The 24,486-nt window shown below is 35.6% G+C and carries 22 protein-coding genes; 16 read left to right on the top strand and 6 right to left on the bottom strand.

The window, feature by feature from the left end; all coding sequences use genetic code 11:
* Positions 1-102: 102 nt before the first annotated feature.
* The 5 genes from BN1225_RS13290 to BN1225_RS13270 all read right to left on the bottom strand — a co-directional run bounded on the left by BN1225_RS13290 (position 103) and on the right by BN1225_RS13270 (position 4,289).
* Positions 103-954, bottom strand: a complete 852-nt coding sequence (locus BN1225_RS13290; protein WP_187117565.1) for a sensor histidine kinase — start codon at positions 952-954, stop codon at positions 103-105.
* A gap of 155 nt (positions 955-1,109) precedes the next feature.
* Positions 1,110-1,772: a response regulator transcription factor gene (locus BN1225_RS13285; RefSeq protein WP_317621647.1), complete on the bottom strand. Its 663-nt coding sequence runs from the start codon at positions 1,770-1,772 to the stop codon at positions 1,110-1,112.
* A gap of 146 nt (positions 1,773-1,918) precedes the next feature.
* A complete protein-coding gene (locus BN1225_RS13280; RefSeq protein ID WP_041140262.1) occupies positions 1,919-2,521 on the bottom strand; it encodes a flavin reductase in 603 nt (200 codons plus the stop codon).
* Between the two features lie 81 nt (positions 2,522-2,602).
* Positions 2,603-3,490, bottom strand: a complete 888-nt coding sequence (locus BN1225_RS13275; RefSeq protein WP_041140261.1) for an RluA family pseudouridine synthase — start codon at positions 3,488-3,490, stop codon at positions 2,603-2,605.
* Positions 3,480-4,289 (bottom strand): methyltransferase domain-containing protein, encoded by an 810-nt coding sequence (locus BN1225_RS13270; protein ID WP_041140260.1) that lies wholly within the window; start codon positions 4,287-4,289, stop codon positions 3,480-3,482. The genes BN1225_RS13275 and BN1225_RS13270 overlap by 11 nt, the downstream gene beginning before the upstream one ends.
* Positions 4,290-4,361: 72 nt before the next feature.
* Here BN1225_RS13270 and BN1225_RS13265 point away from each other — a divergent pair, with 72 nt between their 5' ends.
* The 5 genes from BN1225_RS13265 to BN1225_RS13245 all read left to right on the top strand — a co-directional run bounded on the left by BN1225_RS13265 (position 4,362) and on the right by BN1225_RS13245 (position 14,557).
* Positions 4,362-4,634, top strand: a complete 273-nt coding sequence (locus tag BN1225_RS13265; RefSeq protein WP_041140259.1) for a hypothetical protein — start codon at positions 4,362-4,364, stop codon at positions 4,632-4,634.
* Positions 4,635-4,716: 82 nt separating this feature from the next.
* Positions 4,717-5,199, top strand: coding sequence for a 2-C-methyl-D-erythritol 2,4-cyclodiphosphate synthase (gene ispF, locus BN1225_RS13260; protein ID WP_041140258.1), 483 nt, complete (start codon positions 4,717-4,719; stop codon positions 5,197-5,199).
* Position 5,200: 1 nt separating this feature from the next.
* On the top strand, positions 5,201-6,640 hold the full coding sequence (gltX, locus tag BN1225_RS13255) for a glutamate--tRNA ligase (RefSeq protein ID WP_041140257.1): 1,440 nt from the start codon (positions 5,201-5,203) through the stop codon (positions 6,638-6,640).
* A 471-nt stretch (positions 6,641-7,111) separates the two neighbouring features.
* Positions 7,112-13,273: an InlB B-repeat-containing protein gene (locus tag BN1225_RS15070; protein ID WP_041140256.1), complete on the top strand. Its 6,162-nt coding sequence runs from the start codon at positions 7,112-7,114 to the stop codon at positions 13,271-13,273.
* A 144-nt stretch (positions 13,274-13,417) separates the two neighbouring features.
* The gene (locus tag BN1225_RS13245) at positions 13,418-14,557 is read left to right on the top strand and encodes a hypothetical protein (protein WP_041140255.1); all 1,140 of its coding nucleotides are present in this window, start codon (positions 13,418-13,420) and stop codon (positions 14,555-14,557) included.
* A gap of 34 nt (positions 14,558-14,591) precedes the next feature.
* Here the strand turns inward: BN1225_RS13245 and BN1225_RS13240 are convergent, their stop codons facing one another.
* Entirely contained in the window at positions 14,592-15,044 is a 453-nt protein-coding gene (locus BN1225_RS13240; protein ID WP_041140254.1) for a hypothetical protein, read from the bottom strand.
* Positions 15,045-15,427: 383 nt separating this feature from the next.
* On the opposite strand from BN1225_RS13240, the gene acpP reads away from it, so the two are divergent.
* The 11 genes from acpP (at position 15,428) to fabG (ending at position 24,484) form a co-directional block, all read left to right on the top strand.
* Positions 15,428-15,655, top strand: coding sequence for an acyl carrier protein (gene acpP / locus BN1225_RS13235; protein WP_041140253.1), 228 nt, complete (start codon positions 15,428-15,430; stop codon positions 15,653-15,655).
* 69 nt (positions 15,656-15,724) lie between these two features.
* Complete coding sequence (accB, locus tag BN1225_RS13230) at positions 15,725-16,180, top strand: acetyl-CoA carboxylase biotin carboxyl carrier protein (protein WP_041140252.1); 456 nt, start codon at positions 15,725-15,727, stop codon at positions 16,178-16,180.
* Positions 16,181-16,188: 8 nt separating this feature from the next.
* Entirely contained in the window at positions 16,189-17,541 is a 1,353-nt protein-coding gene (locus BN1225_RS13225; RefSeq protein ID WP_041140251.1) for an acetyl-CoA carboxylase biotin carboxylase subunit, read from the top strand.
* Positions 17,541-18,413, top strand: a complete 873-nt coding sequence (gene accD, locus BN1225_RS13220; protein ID WP_041140250.1) for an acetyl-CoA carboxylase, carboxyltransferase subunit beta — start codon at positions 17,541-17,543, stop codon at positions 18,411-18,413. Before BN1225_RS13225 ends, accD begins: the two co-directional genes overlap by 1 nt.
* Complete coding sequence (locus tag BN1225_RS13215; protein WP_041140249.1) at positions 18,414-19,364, top strand: acetyl-CoA carboxylase carboxyltransferase subunit alpha; 951 nt, start codon at positions 18,414-18,416, stop codon at positions 19,362-19,364. It begins immediately after the preceding gene.
* Positions 19,348-19,830 (top strand): MarR family winged helix-turn-helix transcriptional regulator, encoded by a 483-nt coding sequence (locus BN1225_RS13210; protein WP_041140248.1) that lies wholly within the window; start codon positions 19,348-19,350, stop codon positions 19,828-19,830. Before BN1225_RS13215 ends, BN1225_RS13210 begins: the two co-directional genes overlap by 17 nt.
* Position 19,831: 1 nt before the next feature.
* Positions 19,832-20,776, top strand: a complete 945-nt coding sequence (locus BN1225_RS13205) for a beta-ketoacyl-ACP synthase III (protein WP_041140247.1) — start codon at positions 19,832-19,834, stop codon at positions 20,774-20,776.
* Positions 20,777-20,788: 12 nt separating this feature from the next.
* Positions 20,789-21,727: a DUF561 domain-containing protein gene (locus BN1225_RS13200; protein ID WP_041140246.1), complete on the top strand. Its 939-nt coding sequence runs from the start codon at positions 20,789-20,791 to the stop codon at positions 21,725-21,727.
* A gap of 2 nt (positions 21,728-21,729) precedes the next feature.
* The gene (locus tag BN1225_RS13195) at positions 21,730-22,797 is read left to right on the top strand and encodes an NAD(P)H-dependent flavin oxidoreductase (RefSeq protein WP_041140245.1); all 1,068 of its coding nucleotides are present in this window, start codon (positions 21,730-21,732) and stop codon (positions 22,795-22,797) included.
* A 2-nt stretch (positions 22,798-22,799) separates the two neighbouring features.
* Complete coding sequence (fabD, locus tag BN1225_RS13190) at positions 22,800-23,732, top strand: ACP S-malonyltransferase (RefSeq protein ID WP_041140244.1); 933 nt, start codon at positions 22,800-22,802, stop codon at positions 23,730-23,732.
* Positions 23,732-24,484 (top strand): 3-oxoacyl-[acyl-carrier-protein] reductase, encoded by a 753-nt coding sequence (gene fabG / locus BN1225_RS13185; RefSeq protein WP_041140243.1) that lies wholly within the window; start codon positions 23,732-23,734, stop codon positions 24,482-24,484. The genes fabD and fabG overlap by 1 nt, the downstream gene beginning before the upstream one ends.
* Positions 24,485-24,486 lie beyond the last annotated feature (2 nt).

The following is a 24,486-nucleotide window of genomic DNA, read 5'->3' as shown; positions in this document are numbered from 1 at the left end:
GAACGGACATAATGTTTTTTCATAATTTTCATCTTCTTTCTTTTACATCCTTATTATAGCAAGTAAAAACAAAAAAAATCCTTACACTTTTGTAAGAACTTCTTAAGATTCTTGGTTAAATTGATGAACTTTTCCAATCGGAAAGGTAATTTTAACACATGTAAATTCTCCTAATTTGGAATCAATGGTTAATGCGAGGTTTAAACGATCACAAAGTTTTTTACTGATATATAAACCCATTCCCGTTGCGTGTTCTTTCTTACGGTCATCTCCGGTATAGCCGGCATTAAAGACACGTGGGAGTTCCTGAGGAGCAATTCCTATTCCACTATCTTTAATGATCAAATCGATATTATATTCATGTTTTTCACTATAGATGATTAACTTACGTGGTTCTTCTTTCATATATTTAATGGCATTAGAAAGTATTTGATTTAAAATAAAGTGAATCCATTTTTCATCAGTATACACAATTTGATCCAAATCATGAATTTCAAGATAAATGTGATGACCTAAAATAAGATTTTTAAAGTCAATTAACGATTGGTGAACAATCTCTTCTAAAGTAGTTTCTCTGATCAGATAATCATTTTGTGTATTATCACTGCGGGCGTAGAATAAAACCTGCTCGACAAGCTGATCTATCTTATCGACCTGCTGTTTTAATTCTTTATTTTGAGTATTGTCGCAAAGCAGAGAAATAGCCGCAATGGGAGTTTTGATTTCATGCACCCAACTTTCAATATACTCCTGATACTCTTTGGAGTTACGGCGTGCTTCACTGACCTGATCCGTCATTGCTTTTGAGCCTTTTTTCAGGGCGTAATAATAGGCTTTTGCTTCCAACTTACGGGGTTCCTCAATAATCTCATGTACAAGATATTTTTGATCAAGATCATCGACCAAACGTTCGATTTTATTATATTGCTGCTTTAATTGGATAAAATCAATCATAAAGTAGATAAATAAGATGATAAACCATCCCCCTCCCATTAATAGTAAAAGAGAAAAATTATCATACAAGGTGAACAGAAAACTGCCAAAAAAGATAAACAATACAATGTTCAGAAAGATTACCCGTATACGCTGTTCTAAATAATATCTGAATGTCATATGCGATAGCCCTTCTTATGAATGGTTTTAATAAAATCAAATAAACCAATGCTTTCTAGTTTTTTACGAATACGGGTCATATTAACATTTAATATATTTTCATCTACATAGAATTTATCATTCCATAAATATTCAATCAATTCATCTTTACTGATGTCTTTATGAGGATTTAAGAAAAGATAATACATGATCTTAAATTCATTGCGGCTTAATTCCACTTCCTGATCTTGATACTTAATTAAGGATAGATGCAGATCCAAAGTGACTTGGTCAATCTTGATTTCTTTAAAATGGGTTGGATCAAAGGTTGTGATCAAACGCTTAATTTTTTCTAATAAAATCAGTTTATTATAGGGTTTGACAATAAAATCATCTCCCCCACTGATAATGCTGGTGAGTTCATCCTCATCCGTATTACGGCTGGTTACAAAAATAATAGGGGTTTTAAGTAAACGGCGAATACGTTTACAGATCGTAAACCCATTTATGCCGATTAGATTGATATCTAATAGAATCAGATGGGGATTCACTTCTGCAGCCTGTAAATGAGCAGTATCAAAATCTTCACAGATATACGTTTCATATTCATGACTTTGCAGCAATTTAGCTAATTCTTCACGCATTAATTTATCATCTTCAATGATCATAATTCGTTTCACTTAGATCACCTCACTTATTATTAGTATACTTTAGATAAATAAAAAAGAAAGAAATATTATTAAAATAAAAACCCCCTTCACAGACTTAATAAAATTTAATTATTTTATCTGTCTGCTTTAGTGGGATTTATATTTGTTTAAACCTTTTATTCAATTCTTTCAAAGTCAGAAGCACCATGCTTGCAGATCGGACAAATATAATCTTCCGGCAATTCTTCTCCTTCATAGACATAGCCGCAAATCTTGCAGCGCCATCCCTTTTTTGTTTCCTTTTTAGGAGCCGGTTTGATATGACTTTGATAATAAGTATACGTCACTGATTCTTGATCTGATAACACTTCTGCTTCTGTCACTTCGGCAATAAAGAGTGTGTGCGTTCCGACATCTAATGTGGCAATTACCTTTGCTGAAAGATAAGCATTTGTAGTATCGGTTAAATAAGCAATACCGTTTTCACTGCGTTTCATCACAGTATTTTTAAATTTCTCCGCGGTTCTGCCGCTTTGAAAGCCAAAGTTTTGAAATACACTGAATGGAGTACGCTGATCTAACAATGATAGATTAAACATTTTAGTCTGCATAATCATATCATGGGTTAAATTCTGCTTATTTACCGCAATAATAATTTGTTTTGGTGTATCGGTAATCTGCATAGCAGTATTGATAATGCACCCATTATCCTTATCATTAGCACGGGCAGAAAGAACATAAAGACCATAACTCATTTTAAACATCGCTAAATTATTCATGAAATACCTCCTTTATTAGTAATCATTCCTAATTATAATGTACACCTTCATCCTTAAACTGTCAAATAAAAAGAATCTCCTTTATAAAGAGATATCTTTAGGTAAAGGACATTCTAATTGTATCCATTCATTTGTGACAGGATGTGTAAATTCAAGTCGATAGGCGTGCAAAAATTGCCGTTTGATTTTATCGGAGGGGGTTCCATACAGTGGATCTCCAATAATGGCATGACCAATCGAAGCTAAATGTACACGGATCTGATGTGTTCTTCCTGTATCCAGCGTACATTCGACTAACGCTTTGTTTTTATAGTTTTTGATTAACCGGTAGTGTGTAATTGCTTTTTGTCCATGATCAGAGACTCTCATTTTATTTGAATGATGACGATCTTTCCCCATATAGGTTTGTATTGTCTGAGGTTTAGAAGTTGAAATATTGCCTTTGACTAATGCTAGATAAGAGCGTTTGATCAATTTGTGTGCTAAAGCATCATCTAATAAAGGCTGAAGCAAAGCACACTTGCAAAACATGATCAGACCACTTGTATCGAAGTCTAAGCGATGCAGGTAGCGAACCGGCAGATTTAGGTGCTGCTGCTGATAGTAATAAGCAACATAGTTGCATAATGTATCGATCCCCTCTTTTTGATCTGGGTGAACATTCATGCCGGGTTCTTTATCAATAATCAAAAGAAATTCATCTTCATAAATAATGTGAATATCTTTTGGCTGAGGAATAAAGTCAATCCCACTGTAATGAAAAGCACGTATTTTAAACTGATCTTTTTTATGGAGACACGTATCAGAAGAAACAAATTGATGATTTAAAAAGTATTCCTTATTTTGTTTTAATAAGTGAATACTTTTTTTAGACAGATGGAAATACTTGAATAGATCATCAATCGTTTTATTATTAAATTGATCATCTATTGTAAAGGTTAACCATTCATTTTGTAATTTATACTTCATAGACAGTAATTTTGATATCAATGGTAATATCCATCGATTCTAAAGTATCTACTACGTGTCGTCTTTCTTTTTTAATATGATAATAGTGAGGGGTCATTTTCAATAGATTCAAGGCATCTTCATGATTATTGATATGTACCTTTTCAACAAGATCCCATGATTCTCTGACTGTAAAAGGCAGACGGATGTATTCATCTGATTTAATTTTGATTTCATCATAGATCAATTCTTTTATTTCTACTAAATGCTTGGGGTTGGCAGTTACATGGAGGATATAGCCGTCTTTTGACAGGCAACGTTCCAATTCTTCTTTGTTTACTACCGTGAATAAGGCACAAATGACATCCATACTGTGATCCTGAACGGGAATATTTTTGGAATTGCCCACGATCCAGTAAATATCACGAGTATACTTCGTTGCCATATTTATTGCTTCTTTAGATATATCTAAGCCATAATAGGTATACTCAGGATTATTGAGCGTTTCTTTCATACGCCAAGTATAATACCCTTCGCCACAGCCTAGATCAAGGATTTGTGTTGGACCTACGCTGTGCTTTGCGATATATGTATTGATCGTATCCGAGATACAATGATAATACCCCTGATTTAGAAATGCTTTTCTGGCAATCAGGCTTTCTTTGCTGTCACCGGGATGATTGGTAGCCTTATCCGGATTTAACAGTAAATTGATATATTTTGTTTTTGCCAGATCATAGGTATGACGATCTTCGCATTTATAAGAATTTCCTTCTAGGAATAATGTTTTTTTACATTTTGGACATGCGAGTTTATGCATTTTTTTCACCTCCACAACATTATAGCATAAACCATTTAAAATATGTTAAAATATTAGGCAGAGGTGATGATCATGAATTATGCTATTCTATTATTGGGAATCTTATATTTGTTTTATTATTTGATCTACAAATATATCCTTGAATTTGGAACAAGCTATATCTATTGGCATCTATGGCATACTGTACTGTGTGCCGGATTAGTCATGATCTTTGATGTACATCCTCAGTTAAGAAGTGTTGTATTGGGAAACTGCATTATATCTGTTATTTTACTTTTTTATGTAATCGTCTTGCATTATGATGTTTTAGAGCTGATCAGTGCACGCTTTAAAAAAGATAAATAATGCATATAATCGCTGTTTTTAGCAGTTTCTTTAGTTTAAATGCACATTCTTTTGTGTTAGAATGGAACAGGCAGGTGATAATATGATAAGAATAGGACAATCCATTGATATCCACCAACTCGTTGAAGGACGCAAATTAATACTAGGCGGAGTGGAAATAGACCATGAAAAAGGGCTGAAAGGACATAGCGATGCCGATGTTTTACTGCATGCCATTGCCGAAAGCATAATCGGGGCATTGGGGTTAGGCGATATCGGAAAGCATTTCCCGGATACAGATCCTCAGTATAAAGGCATTTCATCGATGATTCTCTTGGAACATGTTTTCCGGCTTATGGATCATGAAGGATATAAGATCGGTAATATCGATTCCATCATATTAGCAGAAGCACCTAAAATGGCACCGCACATCAATGCAATGCGGGAAAATATTGCACGTGTTCTGCATACAGATATCAGCAATATTAATGTCAAAGCAACCCGTGGAGAGAAAATGGGATTTGTAGGCAGAAAAGAGGGCATTATGTCTCAGGCAGTATGCCTTCTATTAGGAAAGGATCAGTAAAATGGAAAAAGTAAGAGTAAGATATGCACCTAGTCCAACCGGACATTTACACATTGGCGGTGCTAGAACGGCATTGTTTAATTATTTATTTGCTAAACATCATAACGGAGATTTTGTATTCAGAATTGAAGATACAGATATTGAAAGAAATATCGAGGGCGGAGAAGCAAGTCAGTTAGAAAACTTAGAATGGTTAGGCATTATCCCGGACGAATCACCGGTAAATCCCAACCCTAAATATGCACCTTATCGCCAAATGGAAAGATTAGATATCTATAAAGAACGTACACAATGGCTGCTTGATCATGGCTATGCGTATAAATGTTTCTGTACACCAGAAGAATTGGAAGCAGAACATGAATTACAAACAGCGGCCGGATTAGCACCTAAATATAATCGTAAATGCTGTGACTTAACACCAGAAGAAGTAGCCAGCAAAGAAGCGGCAGGAATGCCTTATACGATTCGTGTGAAAGTACCGGATAATGAAGTATATGAATTTGAAGATATGATTCGCGGACACGTTTCTTTTGAATCTAAAGATATTGGGGATTGGGTATTAGTTAAAGCGAATGGCATCCCTACTTATAACTATGCTGTCGTTATTGATGATCACTCAATGGATATTACGCATGTATTTAGAGGTGAGGAACATTTATCCAATACACCTAAACAGCTGATGATTTATAAAATGTTTGGCTGGGATGCTCCAATCTTTGGACATATGACATTGATTGTAAATGAAAATAGAAAGAAATTATCTAAACGTGATGAAACAATCATGCAGTTTGTTTCTCAGTACAAAGAAGAAGGGTACTTGCCAGATGCCATGTTTAACTTTATGGCATTATTAGGATGGTCACCTGAAGGAGAACAGGAAATCTTTACTCATGATGAATTGATCAAAGTATTTGACGAACATCGTTTATCTAAATCTCCTTCAATGTTTGATAAGTCAAAATTAATTTGGGTCAACAACCGTTATATTAAAGAAAGACCATTAGAAGAAATCGTGAAATTATGTAAACCTTTCTTAGCCGAAAAATATGATCTTTCAAATAAATCAGATGAATGGATTACCAATTTGATCGCTGTCTATCATGATCAGTTATCATACGGTAAGGAAATCTGTGATTTAGTTGACTTATTCTTTGAAGATGAACTTCATCTTGACGAAGAAGCAGTAGAATTTATGAAAGATGAAACGATTCCGAATACATTAAAAGTATTTAAAGAAAAACTAGAAGAATTAACCGAATTTACAAAAGATAACATTCAAGCCTGCATTAAAGCAACTCAAAAAGAAGCAAAAGCTAAAGGAAAAATGCTTTATATGCCAATCCGTATCGCCACAACCGGAATTATGCATGGACCGGATCTTGCAAGTTCTATCATGCTGATTGGAAAAGAAACAGCGATTGAAAGACTATCAAAATATTAATCTAGCGAACTCCGCTGGATTTTTTTATTACCTTCATTTACAGCAAATAAAAAGCCAATTATAAATGGAGCAGCTCTCTTGTCAGATGATCATCTAACACTTTAGAAGAAGCACATAAATAATTGGCTTTTAATAAATAATATTATACAACATAATTTAGGAAATAAATAAGTCTCGTTCACATAGTACACTTTGTGAACTTATTAACTATCCAATAACCAACTATATTTAATCACACCACATAAGTAAAGTCAATTATTAATTTATTGGTAAAAATCACACTAAATTAGTATGTTTTTGTATTAAACAAACACAGAACAGTTAAAAAATTAGGAATATCAAATAGTGTACTTTTTGACTGTCAATCAATAATAAACATAATCTTAAATTTAATGCATAGAGGTGAGGTTTATTAGAGAAAAAAAGTGTGGGAAATTTATATTAATAATAAATAGAAAGGTGTGAGAAAATATGTTTAAATCTAACCGACTGAAAAAGATGGTAGTCGGTACTATATTAGCTTTTTCTATGGTCTGCAGTTTAATTATCAGCAATCCTATAAAAGCTAATGAAGCTATTAATAATCCTGATCCGATTATTGATATTATGGTTAACGTACCGGCCGATTATCCCGGGACTTTTCAGGATTTTAAATCAGATTTAGAAGAGAAATTAATTGAACAAGGGTTAGAGCCGGGGACATTCCGTATCATTTCATCGGCAATGAAAATTGATACGACTGATACCGCAGGATGGTATGTTTATGATCATTATCTAAATCAAAGTGAATACAATAAGCTAGGGTTAGATAGTAGTAAACAGCCATATCGTGCAGCAGACAATACTTATGCGAGTGGAACTAATCCGACGACAATCGAAAAAGAATTTGCAACTGCAACACCAACAACGTGTCGATATTTTATACAGCATATTGCCTCTTCAAAAGATGCAGCTGGTAAAGCAAAGATGATCTTTGCAGGCTATGGAACCCAAGCATTAATTGATTATATGATTTATCCAGCACCAAGTGATGCTCGAAGAACTTTTAGTTTTGATATTGACGCAAAAGGAGTTGGAAATCATACGCTTGAAGGTACCGGTTTCTTTATTAATAGTGGCATTTCAAATGGTAAACTAAATGGCTATTTACTTTTCTATCGTTTTACCTCACAAACTGCGGGTGAAATTTATATTTTAAAAATAAATAACATTGATGCTTCCACGATTAATACAGGATCTATTACATCGCTTTATGGAAGTGCTGTCAGTAAAACGACATTTAGTTTGGATGCGACAACTAAAAAATCAAGAATTGATGTCGATCTGCAATCTAATAAATTAACAGTCCAACAGCGTAATTATAAGAGTGACGGAACATTTGCCGAATTACAGACATTATTTGGAGGAAGTGTGTCTATACCAAATTCTGGATATAATGGATTTGGACCGATGATTGCCTATAAGTCTCACGGATGTAGTGAACTTACTTCATTTGTATATTCAGACTTGGAAATGACTTATGAAGCCAATGCTTTTGATGCTTTGAAGAATACTCAGTATTCCGAAAAAGCAGAGTACAAATATTTCATTAACTTAACCGGAACAAACAATGATCCAAGTGTACCAAAGGAAGAAGAAGCATACTTGGAAGGAATCAAACGTTTAAACCAAAATGAAATTTTTTATATCAGTAATACCGATGACGGTAATGTATTGAGTAAGCCAACTGAGTCAAGTTCAGGGATTGGACCAGATAATGGTTTATATGCGACGGATGCAGATTACGTTAATCAAATTGCTGAGTTTATCGCAAAAAAATATAACGATAAAGAAAAATATACACCTGTCGAAATCTTACAGGAAAAAGACAAGCCTATTTCAGATTTTATTATTGTAGAAGATGCGGAAAAGGCAAATCAAGTTCTGACTGTACATCTACAGCATTTAAAAGAAAATGGGAATGTCGTCAAATTAAAAATACGTGATAAATCAAAAGCGGCAGATGGGAAAACAGTAACAGGATGGAAACTTAAAGTTTATGATCCTGACAACAATGTCGTTTTAGATACACCTGATTTTATAAGCAGTCCGGATGCCTTGAAATCCTATACTTTCAATAAAGATTCAAAACAAGGTAAATACATTTTTGAATTGATCGTGAAAGATAATACAGGAGCAGAATCAAGTACATATCAGACCTTTGTTACGGCATATAAAGATACAGCCGGACCCATTATCACAGCGAATGCATTGGGACAGGAATCAAAAGCGGAAATTTCATTAACCGATCAAGGTTGGGGAATTGACAGTGATGGTGTTACGTTGATTGAAAACCAAGGTAGCGGTGTACTCAAGTATCAAATTAATGATGGAAATATTGTGACATTAGATAAAGAAGTACACAGCACAACAATACAAGTTCCATTAAGTGCAGATGATTTAATCATTACTTCATGGGATGAATGTGGAAACAGCACAACAAAGACTTTTACCACTTACAAAGTATCTTTTGATAGTAATATCAAAGAGGATTATTACGTATTGAGTGGTGATAAGCTAGGGGTGCTTCCAGAAGAAGTGCCGTCTGCTGATCCAAATGAACATTTTGCCGGATGGGCAGATGAATCTGGAAATTTAGTTGGACCGGAAACCGTAGTCTCAAAGGATCTAATACTACATCCTGTCTATACTACAGAAAAAGTGACCTTGACGTTTACTGCTAATGGCGGAAGTTTCACAGATGGAGATCAAGTTCAAATTGAAGTGCCTAAAGGAAGCTTAGTCATTGACCACTTGTTATCAGGAGATAATCTTCCAACAAAAACAGGATATAGTTTTAGTCACTGGACATTATCTAATGCTTTAGTTACTGATCAAAAAGCAAACAGTAATTTGACATTGCAGGCAAATTGGAGTATCAACAGCTATAAATTAAAATTTGATGCTAATGGCGGGGCATTAGGAAAGTTAAAAGAAAAAACAGTAAATTATGGAAACAACATAAAAAATGAAACGTTAAAAGATGAAGCAGGAAATAATTATCAAGGAACTTCTTTGCCTACAAGAGAAGGTTATATCTTTAAAGGATGGGCAAAGGATGCGGAAGGTACAGATTTAGGTTCTGCCATAATGCCGGCAGAAGACTATACCGTTTATGCTGTATGGCAGAAAGACACAAGTAAATACATTGTACATTTTGATTCCGCTGGCGGAAGTCAGATCAATGATAAATCTTATGCTTCAAGCCAAACTGTGTATGGAGCTTTAAATACACCAAGCAGATCAGGGTATACATTTGATGGTTGGTATGATGAAGCAGACAATAAAAAAGCAGAAGGTGATGCTGTATATAGCAAGACAGATCATACTTTGACTGCCCATTGGGTTGCCAATACGGATACACAATATAAGATTCAATATTTTGTTAAAGGGGAAAACGGATATCAAAGATTAGATGAGTTAACCCAAAACAAAACCGGAACAACAGATTCGGAAGTTTCAATAGCTGATAGTGATATTTTAGGTATCAGTGGATATTGGTATAATTCTGAAATTTCTATGAATGTCACTTCCGGTACAATTACCGGCGATGGAAAGCTTGTATTGAAACTTTATTATGATCGTTATTTCAACATCAATACCGAAGCAGTTAACGGTGTCATCACACCATCAAGCAGTGTAAAAGAATACAGCAGTCATACTGTAACATGGACACCAAATGCCGGACAGATTGCTTCAAGAATTATTGTCGATGGTATTGTGAGAGATGATTTATTATCAGTAAACAGCATTACGTTTAATGATATTGCTTCACATCATGAAGTTAATGTCATCTTTAGTTCAGAAAGTGGAAATAAGCCGGATACAGGTGATTATTATACTGTTAAAACAAAGGTAGTAGGAGGCACAGGAAATACTACGATTACTCCGACAATGACTGTTTTAAAAGGCAAAGATCACAAAGTTGAATGGCAGATTGACAGTGAATATTATATTACTTCTATTCAGGTAGATGGAAAAGAATATTCCTTAGATACTAAAAACATTGATTTCAAAGGTATTTCGGCAAATCATGAAGTAATTATTACGGTTGATCGTTTGCCAAGCCTTGGTGGAAACAGCACAGTAGGATATTACACACTGACGGTTAATCAATATGGCGGAGATACAGTTCATCCGGAAAATACGGTGACAAGTCCAAGTAAAGTAGTGGAAATGAGCAGTGATGAAATCGTAACATGGAAAGCACAAAATGGATATCGTATTTATCAAGTATTTGTTGATGGGGTAAAACTAGATGATGAACAGGTAAAACAGGGAAATATAGATTTCAAAAATATATCCGCTAACCATGTTGTAGATGTTTACTTTACAAAAGACGGAGAAAGTCTCCCATCAATATATGATAAAGATTCAATAAAAGTTGTAACAGAATTGATTGGCGGACCGGGAAGTATCACCGGTGGCAGTGTCGTAGAAAAAGGAAGCAGTTATGATGTTGAATGGAATCCAGTATACCAAACAACAACAGATAAAACTTCTGATGAATATGCGGCTTATGTGATCGATAAAGTTGTGGTTAATGGGCAGCAAATCAGTCAAGATGATCAAAAAGTCAAATTAGAAAACATTGATCAAGATCAAAAAGTAGAAGTTTATTTAAAACCGGATGTGTATCACGTTAAAACGATTAAATATGGAAATGGTACAATTTCTGAATCAAAGACACTTTACCGTGAACAAAATTATGAACAAATCATCGGACAGCCGGGAGACGGGACAAAGATTGCCAAGGTCGTTGTTGATGGTAAGTTAGAATATCCAACTACATTCTATCGATCAGCAAGAGCACTGTACGCAGACGAATCCGATATTAAAGTAAATGAAGCCACTGATTCAAAAGCACGTGTTAGCGTTGAATCGATCAAGCAGGATCATATTATTGAAGTTTATTTTGCTAATGATATCAATGATCTTCCTCAAGAAGACCAAATGATTAACGTTACCGGAAGTATTACCGGCGGGATTGGATCTATCGAAGGAACAGGGAAATTCCATGTAAATCCAGATTTGGGTCATGCAGGATCTGCAACAGTGACTTGGGATATTGATACAAATAAATATGAAGTAACGGATGTTAAAGTTAATGGTGCATCTGTTCCATATAACGGAAACTCCATTACATTAGAAAATCTCAATGAAAATAAAGACGTTGAAGTAATTGTTAAACGAACTGAGTTACCTAATAATGATGAAATAAAAGATTTAACGCCGCCTGACAATACCCACAATTTCGATATTACGACAGAAATTATTGGCGGGCCGGGAACTATTTCAAACAGTACAACGGTTACAAATGGTGCAAACCATAATGTTAATTGGGAAGTGACGGAAAATGGCTATGAAATCCGAGATATTATAGTGGATGGAGTAAGCAGACCGGATCTTATCAGCAGCACAGGAACAGGAAATATTGATTTTAATCAGATTTCTTCAAATCATGATGTAAAAGTTGTTTTAGGTAAAAAACCGGATGTAAATATTGATGTAGATGGTGATGGAATACCGGACATTAACATTGATACTGATGGAGATGGCAAACCCGATATCAATATCGATATAAATGGAGATGGCAAACCCGATATCAACATTGATACAGATAATACGGGCGTATGGAAACCAAGTGGACAAGGTGGAAATAAAGATGGTATTTGGAAACCTGACACAAATATTGATACCAATGGAGATGGCATAGGAGATACCGATTATTATCGACCAGCTATCGATTTAGATAAAGATGGTGTTGATGATAACTGGAAACCAAATCAAGATGTTTATCCAAATGGCATTATTCATCCGGGCTATGATACGGCTAATCCAAACATCAATATTGATACGAACGGTGATGGAAAGCCAGATATCAATATCGATACCAATGGAGATGGCAAACCGGATGTTAATATTGATATAGATGGTGATAATAAGGCTGATATCAACATTGATACGAATGGGGATGGCAAACCAAATATCAACATCGATACCGATGGAGATGGAAAACCAGATATTAATATCGATACTGATGGGGACGGAAAACCCGATATCAACATCGATACGAATGGAGATGGCAAACCAGATATCAACATCGATACTGATGGAGATGGGAAACCGGATATTAACGTCGATACCGATGGGGATGGAAAACCAGATATCAACATCGATACGAATGGAGATGGAAAACCAAATATCAACATTGATACCGATGGAGATGGCAAACCAAATATCAACATCGATACCGATGGAGATGGAAAACCTGATATCAACATCGATACCGATGGAGATGGCAAACCCGATATCAACATCGATACGAATGGGGATGGAAAACCAAATATCAACATTGATACCGATGGAGATGGCAAACCCGATATCAACATCGATACTGATGGAGACGACAAACCCGATGTTAACATTGACAGTGATGGTGCAGCAGATATCATCATTACGCCTACAGTAACAGAGAATGATGCGGTAGATACTTCAGACAGAATGTCAGCTGTTTGGACTTATTTGGCACTCTTATCAATGGCTGGGGCAATGTATTTTGGTTTCTCTAAAAATAAAGAAAAACAGATTTAATAAATAATGAAACACCAAAGAACTTAGCTTTGGTGTTTTTAGCTATAAGTTGGGTTAATATAATTTAACCCAAGACATGATTACATATAAAATACTACACCTATAGTACGAGCTATGATAAAATAAAAGAAAGAGGTGAGACCAATGAAATCTTTATATACCTGGGCAAATCGTTTTGATAAAGAGAACTTATATGATTATTATTTAACAACCATTGATAAACCACTTCCCTATGAAAAAATTACGAGAAAAAGAATGTTGGAAACAATCGTTGCCTATTATAATATCAATGATCATTTGTTCTATGCCTTATCTGCACAAGAAATCAGTCTGTTAAAAAAGATTGTAGAGAATAAGGAAAAAGTATTAACCGATGAAAATAAGACCCTCATCATCGAATTATCGAGCAAACTTTTAATTAGTTTTTCTTATTTTACAGATGAAATTTATATTTATGATGAATTTTATGATGCCATAAAAAAGGCTGTAGAGAAAATGAATACGGCAGAAGGAAAGAAAATATTAGAGCTTCAGCAAGTCTGTATCGGGTTATGCAATGCTTATGGCATTTTAGAGAAAGAAGAATTTTATGACTGCATTCACCGTTATTTAAGCAGTTATACTAATGAACAAATTGAGAATATTATAAAGACTTCAGATTATTTCAGACATCGCATTGCAATTTTGGAAATTACCTATGATAATATCCCTATCACACTTTTTACATATCATGATGTAGAAGAAGTAGCTGATTTTCTTGATGTCTATATTGATGTATTGACATTACCTAAGTATGAGTTTAATTATGATGAAATCATGGACTATGCGGCCTATGAATTGAACTATAAGAATGATTCTTTGCAGCGATTATTAAAACGAATGAGAGAGATTAATACGTATTTCTATGAAGATCAGTTTTTAAATATCATTCAAACGGTAACAAACCTTTTATTAGATAAAAATTTAATCAAAAAGTTTATATATGATCACTATCCTCATTATGAAAGGAATGCAGACAAGTTCTTTGAATTGATGGATCTTTGTGATGAGATGGGTGAAACATTAAATACTTGGGCAGCACGTGGCTATCCGGTAAGCCGTATGACGGATGTGCTGAGCGGACTTCAGATTGATACTATGAAAAAGTTGGAAAGAGCGTACCATTATAAGACAGGACTCTCACCGGAAGATGATTTCAATAGTTTCTTGGATTTTATTGAATCCGTTACAGATGAAGAAGTAGATGAATATCTCTATAATAAAGAAAAGAAACAGTTAAACTAATAGAATAAGATAAAAGAAAAAAGTAACTTGCGAGTTACTTTTCTTTTTTGCTTGATTTTGTTAGGTTTGTAAGATATGCATTAAAAATATAATTAAAATCCTTTTCACTGATTTCAAAAGGAATATTTGCCCATGCTTCTTTTTTTACGGCTTCAAAGAACGGCCCCAGATCTTTAGAAAGATCATCATCAGTAGATAAATACTTATGTGCTGTATATATTTGCTTCCAGATTTTTAATTGCTGCTTATAAGGCACGATATCTTTTGTCTGCTTAATATAATCCTGTACCTGATCACGATTTATCAATTCTTCATGATGACAATTATCACATCGCAAAACAAACCCTTTCGTTACTTTTGAGAGTGGAAATCCCAGGAATATTTTTTGGGTATTGTAAGTATCTATGTACCCAGGGGCAAAATGACCGCAATGATTGCAGCGAATAAATCCAAGTTCTTCTAACTGTTTTTGAAATACTTTTTTCATAACCACCCTGCTTTCCATAGTCTCTATTATAATCGAAAAAGAGAGAAATGTAAAAATAAACCATCTCTAAACATCAAACAAATTCATTGCTTATTAGACATGGATTCTTTGATATTTTTAAAAGAAAATAGAGTAAATTTAAGTTAAATAAGAAGAAAATAAAGTGATACCCCTTTCTTTTTGTAAGCTTTTATTTGTTTTCAAGTGTTTTTATAAAAATAAATTATCCTCTGATAATCAGTATAATTTAATATTAATTTGATAAATGAAATAAATTGACGAAAAATAAAATTAAAAAAAATAACTTTTTGAACTTCAAACTATTTACTTTTAACTTCAAATCATCTATAATGCTTTTGTTACTAACGAGGAGGAATAAACTTATGGTATTTGATAAAGTAAAAGAAATTATTGTGGATTCACTAAGCTGCGATGCAGATGCAGTTACATTAGAAGCAAATTTAAAGGATGATTTAGAAGCAGATTCATTAGACGCTGTAGAATTAATCATGGCGATCGAAGAAGAATTTGATATTGAGATCCCTGATGATGTATCTACACAAATGCAAACAGTTAAAAATATCGTAGATTACATTGAAACAAATAAATAATGTTTACTCTTTCGAGTAAACTTTTTTTTAAAATAATAGTTTGAAGTTCAAAACACAAAGGAGATTATGATGAAATTAGATATTATTAAGGAATTAATGGATAAGTTTTCTGATTCTGATATTCATAAAATGGATGTTGAATTTGATGATATAAAGATTAAATTGGAAAAAGAAGAGGTAAATAGAGTGGCAGCACAGGCTCCTGTCATGGCGATGCCTTCAATGCCGGTTTCAACACCCGCAGCAGCACCTACACCTGCAGTTGCTGTTCAAGAAGAAAGTGTTGGCGGAGAATTGGTTAAAGCACCGTTAGTTGGTGTCTTCTATTCTAAAAACTCACCGGAAGCAAAAGCATTTGTAGAAGTAGGCAGTCAAGTTAATGCCGGAGATACACTTTGCATTATTGAAGCAATGAAAGTGATGAATGAAATTAAAGCCCCCATCAGTGGGACAGTGACAAGTATTTTAGTTAAAGATGAGGACTTAGTAGAATTTGATCAAGTATTAATGAGCATCCAAGGATAGGTGAAAATATGTTTAAGAAAATTTTAATCGCAAATAGAGGAGAAATCGCAGTTCGTATCATACGTACCTGCCATGAATTGGGAATTGAGACAGTCGCTGTGTATTCAACAGCAGATGAAACCTCTCTGCATGTTCAATTATCAGATGAAGCAGTATGTGTGGGTGGTCCTAAAGCAATGGACAGTTATCTAAATATGAAGAATATCTTAATGGCAGCTACTGCATTAGGGTGTGATGCAGTTCATCCGGGCTTTGGTTTCTTATCTGAAAATGCGACTTTTGCACGATTAGTAGAAGAGTGCGGGATGACATTTATCGGTCCAAGCGGTGATGTTATTGACATGATGGGGAATAAGTCCGCAGCCAGAAAGTTAATGATCAGTGCTGGTGTTCCGGTTGTTCCTGGAAGTAAAGGAAGCATTAAAAATGCGGATGAAGCAGTCGCTTGTGCAGATGAAATCGGTTATCCGGTTCTGATTAAAGCTGCTGCCGGAGGCGGAGGACGCGGAATGCGTAAGGCATTCACAAAAGAAGAAATTATCCAAGCCTTTGAAACTGCCAAAGCAGAAGCCAAAGCATGTTTCAATGATGATGAAATGTATATTGAAAAACTGATCGTTGATCCAAAGCATATCGAATTTCAAATATTAGCAGATAATTTCGGAAATGTTGTTCACTTAGGAGAAAGAGACTGCTCTATCCAAAGAAGAAACCAGAAAATGATTGAGGAAGCACCATCAAAAGCACTGACACCTTTGTTAAGAGAAAAGATGGGAGCAGATGCTGTAAAAGCAGCAAAAGCAGCGAATTATGCCAATGCCGGAACAATTGAATTTGTTTTAGACAATAAAGGAAACTACTACTTTATTGAAATGAATACACGTATTCAAGTAGAACATCCGGTAACGGAAATGATTACCGGCATCGATTTAATCAGAGAACAGATCCGTATTGCTTCAAACCAACCTTTGTCGTTTAAACAAAATGAAATTAAATTAAATGGACATGCGATTGAATGCCGTATCAATGCGGAAGATTTTAAGCATGATTTCAGACCATGTCCGGGAATTGTAGATAGTGTGCATATTCCGGGTGGGTTAGGTGTACGTATCGATACCGCTCTGTATCAAGGCTATCGTGTGACATCGCACTATGATTCGATGGTCGCAAAAGTCATTGTTCATGGAAACAATCGTTTAGAAGCAATCCGCAGAATGCGAAGAGTCTTGGAAGAACTTGTAATTAACGGTGTGGAAACAACACAGGAATTACAATATTTAATCTTACATCACCCTGAATATATAAAAGGTAACTTTACCACAAGTTTTATTGAAAATAACTTAGATGAAATGGTGAGATAATGGAAGAACTATTTAAAGAACGAAAAGAGAAATTAAATATATTTAAAGCTTTTAGAAATAAAAACTTTAAATCAGAAAAAAAAGATGTTCCCGAAGGCATTTATGTGAAGTGTACAAATTGCCAAGAAACATTGCTTAGACAAGAGTTAAAGGAACAATTTTATGTATGCCCGCACTGTCACGAACATTTAAAGATATCTGCTCAAAGAAGATTAAAATTTTTAGTAGATAAAGGAAGTTTCAGAGAGTTAAATGGGAAAATGAAATTTACAAACCCGATTGGGTTCCCAAACTATGAAAAAAAGATCAAGGATTTGCAAGTAAAAACAGGATTAAATGAAGCGGTCATTACCGGAGTAGGCAAAATTGACAAGATGCCGGCTGTCATTGCGGTTATGGACAGTCGCTTTTTAATGGCAAGCATGGGAAATGTAGTGGGAGAAAAGATTACCCGTGCCACAGAATATGCGACGAAAAAGAAATTACCGCTGGTGATCTTTTGTGCATCGGGAGGTGCCAGAATGCAAGAAGGTATTATTTCTTTAATGCAGATGGCTAAAACTTCTCAAGCAATCGCAAAACATCAAAAAGAAGGATTACTGTATATTTCTTATATTACGCATCCAACGACAGGAGGGGTAACTGCTTCTTTTGCTTCTTTAGGGGATATTATTATTGCGGAACCTAATGCACTGATTGGCTTTGCCGGTCCTCGTGTCATTGAACAAACGATTAACCAAAAGCTTCCGGAAGGATTCCAAAGATCTGAATTTATGCTTAAACAGGGATTTATCGATATGGTCGTAGAAAGAAAAGAGATGCGTCAGACTTTGGCGAAGCTGTTAAAGATGCATACCTTGGGAGGAAGATAAATGTCATTACAACAAGCAGAGATAAAGATTAAAGAAATTGAATTAGAACTTCTAAAGCTGGAAGATCTTAAAAAACAGGGAATTGATATTGATGGAACAAGGAGCGAATTGCTCAAATCCAAACAAAAGATATTAGATGAAGCTTATGGGGCAATGAGTGCCTATGATCGTGTTTATTTGGCACGTCATATCGGACGTCCTAATGTCAAAGAATATATTCAAGATATCTTTGATGACTTCATTGAGATACATGGAGATCGCTTATATCGTGATGATGCTTCTGTTTATGGAGGAATTGCCATGTTTAATGATATGCCTGTGACAGTCATCGGAACGGTAAAAGGAAAAAGCGTGGAAGAAAATGTACAGTGCAACTTTGGAATGGCTAGTCCGGAAGGCTATCGTAAAGCCTTGCGTTTAATGAAACAGGCTGAAAAATTTAATCGTCCGATTATTACCTTTATTGATACACCGGGTGCTTATCCGGGAATTAAAGCGGAAAAGCATGGACAAGGTGAAGCGATTGCCAGATCAATTATGGAAATGTCGATGCTTTCTGTTCCCATCATTTCAATTGTTATCGGTGAAGGAGGCAGCGGCGGAGCTTTAGCTTTAAGTGTAGCGAATCGCATTGTTATGTTGGAAAACGCAGTCTATTCTGTATTGTCACCGGAAGGCTTTGCTTCTATTCTTTATAAGGATAGTTCAAAAGCGAAAGAAGCAAGTGAACTAATGAAAATTACCGCCAAAGATCTCTATGATCTTCATATTGTGGATGCCATTATCAAGGAACCTGTGGGTGGAATTCAAAATAATAAAGAATTAGTATTCTTACAGATTAAGCAATATCTTGAATCAGAACTAAAAGAATTGACAAAGAAAAGAAAAACACAAATATTAGATGAACGCTATCATAAGTTTAGGGAGATCGGCAATGGATTTGAAGAATAATCGCAAGATCGTACAAAAAGAGATCATCAGTGAATTATTGTCAAATCTATTAAGTGACGCTATCTCCGTTGAACATCAGTACTTCAAAGGAGCCGGAGTCAAAGACTTATCAATGTCCGAAATTAATATTATTAACGCTATTGCAAAGGATGAAAATCCAACGATGAGTTCAATTGCAGAACGCTTGTGTTTAACGAATGGAACAATTACGACTTCAGTAAAGAAATTAGAAAAGAAACTTTATGTGATTCGTAAAGAAGATCATTATGACCGACGTTATAAACATGTGTATTTAACCACCAAAGGAAAAGATATTTTTGCTTTGCATAATGCGTTTCAAGAAGAAATGGTATCTCAAGTATGTGATTCTCCGGAATTGATGAAAGAGGATCATTTGATTGATCTGCTTTCTAAATTAAGTGGATTTGTGAATGATATCAAATATAAATATGAAGTGGAGAAATAGTATGAAAGGAATCAAAATCTTATCGACTGGACATTATGCACCCAGCAAAGTAGTCTCAAATGATGACCTAGCAAAAGTGGTAGACACCAGTGATGAATGGATCAAAAGCAGAACCGGGATTGCTAATCGTCATATTTCTGTTGATCAAAATACATCGGAACTTGCCTATTTAGCCGCTAAAGATGCGATTGAAAAAGGAAAGATCGATACCGCAAAGATCAAATATATTCTCGTCGCAACCTTTACTCCTGATGATTATACCCCCTCAACAGCGTGTATAGTTCAAAAGAAGTTGGGTTTAAATGATCAGGAAATCATGGCATTTGACATTAATGCAGCGTGCAGTGGTTTTGTTTATAGCTTAAACATTATAAAAGGAATGCTTCAAAAAGATGAATATGCCATTATTATCGGCAGTGAAGTTATTTCCAAGCTGATTGATTGGCAGGATCGCGGAACCTGTATCTTATTTGGTGATGGTGCCGGGGCAGCTGTTGTAGAAGGAAGTGATGAACACCTATTCTACAGCTATAATAATTCAACCGGAAATGAAGAAGCCCTTTACTGCAAAGGAAGAACTTTCAACAATATATCAGAAGGTTATCTTTATATGGATGGGCGTGAAGTCTTTAAATTTGCCGTTGATGCGATTAATAAATCTATCCAGAACTTACTTAGTCAAAGTGGGTTGACGCTTGATGAAATCGATTATGTGGTGTGTCATCAAGCAAATTATCGCATAATTTCACATGTCTATAAAAAATTAAAAGCAGATCCCGGTAAGTTCTTTATGAATTTACAGGAATACGGAAACACTTCAGCGGCCAGTATCCCCATGGCATTGTCAGAAATGAATGAACAGGGATTATTAAAAGAAAATCAAAAAATTATTTGTGTTGGATTTGGTTCAGGACTCACTTGGGGCGCAACACTATTTGAATGGTAAAAGGAGAAAACAATGAAAATCAATGAATTATTAAAGGTTAAGTATCCCCTTATCCAAGGAGGAATGGCAAATATTGCGACCGGTGAATTTGCAGCCAGTGTTTCTAATGCAGGTGCGTTAGGATTAATTGGTGCCGGAGGAATGACAACAGAAATTCTAAAAGAAAACATCGAAAAATGTAAACAACTGACAGATCAGCCTTTTGGGGTTAATTTAATGATGATGAATCCTTATGTCGATGAAATGGCACAATTAGTCATTGATGAAGGGATTAAAGTGGTGACAACAGGAGCCGGAAATCCATCGAAATATATGAAAGCATGGAAAGAAGCAGGAATCCTTGTAATGCCGGTAGTTCCATCCGTAGCCTTAGCGAAACGTTTGGAAAGAAGCGGAGCCGATGCTGTCATCGTAGAAGGAACAGAAGCCGGAGGACATATCGGAGAACTGACAACCATGGCATTAGTACCGCAAGTCGTAGAAGCAGTGTCTATTCCGGTTATTGCCGCCGGAGGAATCGCTTCAGGAAAACAACTGTTAGCGGCTTATGCATTGGGAGCATCCGGTGTACAGGTAGGGACTTGTTTACTGGCAAGTGAAGAATGTCCGGTTCACGAAAATTATAAAAACGCAATTGTAAAAGCAAAAGATACTGACACGACAGTAACCGGAAGAATCAGTGGTACACCTGTCAGAATTATTAAAAACAGAATGGCGAAAGAATACATCAAGCGTGAAAAAGAAGGGGCTTCTATGGAAGAACTGGAAACCTATACACTGGGTTCTTTAAGAAAAGCAGTGTTGGAAGGTGACACGCAGAGCGGATCATTAATGGCAGGACAAGTTGCCGGAATGGTCAAAGAAATTAAACCTGTAAAAACAATTATTGAAGATCTATTCCATGAATGTGACATGGAAAAAGAAAAGTTAATCAATTTTCTAGGAGAGTAACTATGACTTATATCAAAATTGGCAGTAAAGAATTGACAATCCCTATTATTCAAGGGGGAATGGGTGTAGGTGTATCATTAGGAAATCTTGCCGGAAATGTGGCAAAAAATGGCGGAATGGGTGTTATATCAACAGCGCATCCCGGTTATCGTGAAGAAAACTTCTTGAAAGATACAACACATGCAAACTTAGTCGCTTTAGATAAAGAAATAAAAAAAGCGAAAGCCATTGCCAATGGTAAAGGCATGGTCGCTGTAAATGTGATGGTCGCTATTACGGATTATGATGAAATGGTCAAACAGTCGGTAGAATCAGGCGTGGATGCCATCATATCCGGAGCAGGATTACCTCTTACTTTACCTAAGCACACAAAAGGAACAGACATTGCTTTAGCTCCTATCGTATCGAGTGGTCGTGTCGCTACCTTAATCTGTCGTACATGGGATAAGAAATTTAATGTGATTCCTGATTTTATTGTGATTGAAGGAAGCGAAGCCGGGGGACATCTTGGTTTTGATAAAGAAGCATTGATAGAAGGAAAGACACAAAACTTAGATGATATTCTAAGGGATGTTTTATCCGCTGTTAAGCCTTATGAAGAAAAATATAATAAAAAAATTCCGGTCTTTGTTGCCGGGGGTGTCTATGATGGAAAAGACATTCGTCATTTCCTAGATTTAAAAGCAAGCGGAGTACAAATGGCTACTCGTTTCATTGCCACTAAAGAATGTGATGCCAGTGATGCCTATAAGCAAATGTTTGTCAATTGCAAAAAAGAAGATATTGTCATCGTAAAATCACCTGTGGGTATGCCGGGAAGAGCGATGCGTACAAAATTGATCGATCGCTTGGCAGATGGAGAAACAATTCCATTGACCCATTGTTTCAACTGTTTAAAACCATGTGATCCCAAGACAACGCCTTATTGTATTTCTATGGCATTAATCCATGCCGTTAAAGGGGATGTGGATGATGGCTTGGTTTTCTGTGGAAGTAATGCTTATCGCATAAACACTATTCAATCAGTTGATACATTAATCAGTGAATTATTAAAGGAATGTGAGGAATAATCATGAAAATTGGTTTTATATATGCCGGACAGGGAAGTCAGGTCGTAGGAATGGGAAAATCTTTCTATGATCATTACGAAACAGCTAGAAACATTATGGATGCGATCCAAATAGATTTTGACCTGAAAGATTTATGTTTTAACGGACCTATCGATGTGTTGTCACAGACACAATATACACAGCCCTGTATGGTGGCCTGTGCTATTATGGCAACAGAATTATTAAAGGAAAATGGGATAGAACCAGCTATGTCCGCCGGACTAAGCTTAGGGGAATATTCAGCTTTATACAGCGCCGGTGTGATGGATGCCAAAACAGCCATTGATTTAGTTCGTTTTAGAGGACAGGCAATGGAAGAAGCGGCAAAAGGAATCGAAAGCAAGATGGTGGCAGTCTTAGGACTAGACCGAGACACTTTACAAAAATGTGTAGAAGAAGCAAGTGCCTACGGAGTTGTTCAAATTGCCAACTATAACTGTCCGGGACAATTAGTTATTGGCGGAGAAGCAAAAGCGGTCGATAAAGCATCCGAGCTTGCATTAGAAAACAAAGCCAGAAGAGCTTTACCGTTAAATACAAGCGGACCCTTCCATACCTCATTATTAGAAAAAGCCAGTGTTGCCTTAGCGAATAAATTTAAAGAAGTGACATTCCAAGAAATGTGTTTACCGGTTATCTTTAATTCAACGGCAAGACCACTGGAAGAAAACAGCACTATTGCACAAATGCTGACGAAGCAAGTCAAGTCTTCTGTTTATTTTGAAGACAGTATACGTTACATGTTGTCACAGGGCGTAGATACTTTTATTGAGATCGGACCGGGAAAAGTGTTGAGCGGATTCATCAGAAAGATTGATAAAACAATAAAATGCTATCAAGTGGAAGACCATGAATCATTAGAGAAAACTTTAAAAGAATTAAAAGGAGAAGAATAATGGATTTAACAAATAAAATTGCTTTAGTCACGGGAGGAAGCCAGGGAATCGGTAAAGCAGTATGCCTTAAATTGGCACAGCTGGGAGCAAATATTGCTGTGAACTACATTGACTTTGGAAACAATAAAGCCATTGCCGAAGAAACGCAAAAAGAACTTGAAGCATTAGGGGTAAAAGCAATGATCGTCAGTGCCGATGTTTCTTCTTTTGAAGACACTGAAAAGATGTTTGCCGAAGTGATGGAAAAATTTGGCAGAATCGATATTTTAGTTAACAATGCCGGAATTACCAAAGATAATTTAATGATGCGTATGAAAGAAGCAGATTTTGATGCCGTTATTAATGTTAATTTAAAAGGAACATGGAACTGCATGAAACATGTGACACGTATCATGATGAAACAAAAATACGGTAAAATTATTTCAATGGCTTCTGTTGTAGGCGTTATGGGAAATGCCGGACAAGTCAACTATTCGGCAAGTAAAGCCGGAGTGATTGGCATGACCATGTCACTAGCAAGAGAATTAGCGAGTCGTGGCATCAATGTCAATGCAGTAGCACCGGGATTTATTCAAACCGATATGACAGCTGTATTAAGTGATGAAGTAAAAGCAGATTTAGCAAAGAATATTCCATTGGGAACATTAGGTACTGTGGAAGATGTTGCCAATACAGTCGCCTTTTTAGCGAGTGATGAATCAAAATATATTACAGGCCAAGTCATTCATGTTGATGGCGGAATGGCAATGTAGGA

The organism is Beduini massiliensis (genome assembly GCF_000829905.1).
Lineage (GTDB): Bacteria > Bacillota_I > Bacilli_A > Erysipelotrichales > Coprobacillaceae > Beduini > Beduini massiliensis.
This window is presented reverse-complemented; position numbering and strand designations above follow the sequence as displayed.

Coding starts and splice junctions, on each gene's coding strand:
- BN1225_RS13290 (WP_187117565.1), bottom strand. CDS start 954: ATGATTGATTTTATCCAATTAAAGCAGCAATATAATAAAATCGAACGT.
- BN1225_RS13280 (WP_041140262.1), bottom strand. CDS start 2,521: ATGAATAATTTAGCGATGTTTAAAATGAGTTATGGTCTTTATGTTCTT.
- BN1225_RS13275 (WP_041140261.1), bottom strand. CDS start 3,490: ATGAAGTATAAATTACAAAATGAATGGTTAACCTTTACAATAGATGAT.
- BN1225_RS13270 (WP_041140260.1), bottom strand. CDS start 4,289: ATGCATAAACTCGCATGTCCAAAATGTAAAAAAACATTATTCCTAGAA.
- BN1225_RS13265 (WP_041140259.1), top strand. CDS start 4,362: ATGAATTATGCTATTCTATTATTGGGAATCTTATATTTGTTTTATTAT.
- ispF (WP_041140258.1), top strand. CDS start 4,717: ATGATAAGAATAGGACAATCCATTGATATCCACCAACTCGTTGAAGGA.
- gltX (WP_041140257.1), top strand. CDS start 5,201: ATGGAAAAAGTAAGAGTAAGATATGCACCTAGTCCAACCGGACATTTA.
- BN1225_RS15070 (WP_041140256.1), top strand. CDS start 7,112: ATGTTTAAATCTAACCGACTGAAAAAGATGGTAGTCGGTACTATATTA.
- BN1225_RS13245 (WP_041140255.1), top strand. CDS start 13,418: ATGAAATCTTTATATACCTGGGCAAATCGTTTTGATAAAGAGAACTTA.
- BN1225_RS13240 (WP_041140254.1), bottom strand. CDS start 15,044: ATGAAAAAAGTATTTCAAAAACAGTTAGAAGAACTTGGATTTATTCGC.
- acpP (WP_041140253.1), top strand. CDS start 15,428: ATGGTATTTGATAAAGTAAAAGAAATTATTGTGGATTCACTAAGCTGC.
- accB (WP_041140252.1), top strand. CDS start 15,725: ATGAAATTAGATATTATTAAGGAATTAATGGATAAGTTTTCTGATTCT.
- BN1225_RS13225 (WP_041140251.1), top strand. CDS start 16,189: ATGTTTAAGAAAATTTTAATCGCAAATAGAGGAGAAATCGCAGTTCGT.
- accD (WP_041140250.1), top strand. CDS start 17,541: ATGGAAGAACTATTTAAAGAACGAAAAGAGAAATTAAATATATTTAAA.
- BN1225_RS13215 (WP_041140249.1), top strand. CDS start 18,414: ATGTCATTACAACAAGCAGAGATAAAGATTAAAGAAATTGAATTAGAA.
- BN1225_RS13210 (WP_041140248.1), top strand. CDS start 19,348: ATGGATTTGAAGAATAATCGCAAGATCGTACAAAAAGAGATCATCAGT.
- BN1225_RS13205 (WP_041140247.1), top strand. CDS start 19,832: ATGAAAGGAATCAAAATCTTATCGACTGGACATTATGCACCCAGCAAA.
- BN1225_RS13200 (WP_041140246.1), top strand. CDS start 20,789: ATGAAAATCAATGAATTATTAAAGGTTAAGTATCCCCTTATCCAAGGA.
- BN1225_RS13195 (WP_041140245.1), top strand. CDS start 21,730: ATGACTTATATCAAAATTGGCAGTAAAGAATTGACAATCCCTATTATT.
- fabD (WP_041140244.1), top strand. CDS start 22,800: ATGAAAATTGGTTTTATATATGCCGGACAGGGAAGTCAGGTCGTAGGA.
- fabG (WP_041140243.1), top strand. CDS start 23,732: ATGGATTTAACAAATAAAATTGCTTTAGTCACGGGAGGAAGCCAGGGA.